We start from the raw sequence: 1,812 nt of genomic DNA, 5'->3' as shown, positions 1-1,812 counted from the left end.
GGGGGCTGCCATCGGTCCCCGGCTTGTAGCTGAACTTGTCCAGCAGGCGGCCCATGGCGTCGCGCTGGTAGCGGGTGCGTAGCAGCGCCCCTGTGCCGCTACCGAGATGAGCACTGCCCGCCGGCACACCATCGACACTTTCCAGCAGTTGCCCGGTGGCACCGTAGCGATAGTCGATGCGGCGCCCGTCGAAGCCCTGTTCGGCCACCAGCCGATCCAGCGCATCCCAGGCAAAGCGATAGATAGCGTTGTTCTCGTTGTGCAGACGGGCCAGACGACCATGCACGTCGTATTCGTAGCGCAGGCTGTGACCGAGAGCGTCGATGCGCTGCAGCGGCCGGCCTTCGGTATCCAGCTGATAGCGCGTCACTCGTCCCAGCGGGTCATGGTGAGCAATAAGGCGGCCCAGTGGGTCGTAGGCGAAGCGCTCGATGGCACCGTCGGCGTGGCGGATGCTGTTCAGCCGGTCGCGGCGGTTGATGCGCGCATAGCCGTACTGGGTGTTGTGGCCTAGGGCGTCGGTCACACTGGCCAGACGGCCTTGGGCGTCGTAGCTGTACTGGGTGCGATTGCCGGAGCAGTCGGTGTAGGCCAGCAGGCGACCCTGGACATCGTGCTCCAGACGCTTGTGACCACCGCGCGCATCGATGATGGTCTTGGGCAGGCCACGCCCGTCCAGCCGGTACTCGGTAACCGCGCCGTTGGGCTCGGTAACGGCGATCAGGTTGCCGCATTCGTCATAACGATAATTAGTGGTGCGCCCCAAGGGATCGGTGACGGCCACCGGCTTGCGCCAGCACTCGTGCCAGCGCAGCTGGTAACGTGCACCGTCAGGTTGAGTGACACTGAGCAGGTTGCCGCGTGCGTCGTACTGATGGCGGGTGACCCGTCCGGCCGGGTCGGTAAGAGTGATCAGGTTGCCATAGACGTCCCGCTCGTACCGGGTCTCGACACCCGACGCGTCGACCAGGCCGATCAGGTTCTTGTCCTTGTCGTACAGGTAGCGTTTTTCTCGCCCACTGGCGTCGGTGACGTGGGTACAGCCAGCAACCTCGTCGTAGTCGAAGACCCAGAACTGCCCCAGCGCCGTGGAGCTGCGCAACACACGCCCCTTGGGATCGAGTTGGTCCCACTGGTAGCGCGCGATCAGCCCTCCCGGCTCGGTGTGCTCGACCATCATGTGGTTGCGCCAGGCGAAGGTGCGACCGAGCTGGCCGTCACCATCGCGGGCCTCGATCAGGTCGCCTTCGCTGCTGTAGCGGTACTCGACCAGCCACTGCTGCTGTTCGCGCGGGTAGTGGCCTCTTTCGCCGGGCTCGCCAAGCAGCTCCACCACATAGGTCAGACGGGGCTCGGTGCAGGTACGGTCGAAGATAAAGCCCACGCGCCGGCCGCTGCTGGTATCGAGGTGGCGTGGCAGACCGTCGTCGCTGTAATGCAGGCGCAGGTGATTGTGGTTGGGGTCGATCATCCCCAGCAGGTAGAGGGTCTGGGCCTGCGGCGGCAGGTTGCCACGTGCATCCGGCGAGCGCTCGGGTAGCGGTTCTTCACCTCGCGCGGCTCGGCTGGCCAGGAGTTGTTGCCAGGCCTCGGTCTCGCGCAACTCTCGCTGCGCCTCCTGCTCCTCGACTTCGCGCAGACGGGCCTGGTCGAGCGGCCCCAGGCCGAAGATCAGGCGCAGGCCGTCCGGGCCGATCAATTCGTACTGGTTGCGCTGGTTACGCTGCAGGGTGGTGTGTTCGTACTTGGAGAAGAACCGTTCGCCCACCGTCAGCACCGGGAAGCGGGTCCGGCGCCCCTGCATGTCGATGA

General features: G+C 65.5%; 1 pseudogene. It reads right to left on the bottom strand.

The features are described from left to right. Positions 1-1,812: pseudogene (locus tag IB234_RS24520) on the bottom strand (RHS repeat protein); the annotation flags it as partial.

Source organism: Pseudomonas sp. PDM16 (assembly GCF_014851865.1).
In the GTDB taxonomy this organism is placed as follows: Bacteria; Pseudomonadota; Gammaproteobacteria; order Pseudomonadales; family Pseudomonadaceae; genus Aquipseudomonas.
Note: the sequence above shows the minus strand (reverse complement) of the source record. Positions and strands in the feature narration are given on the sequence as shown.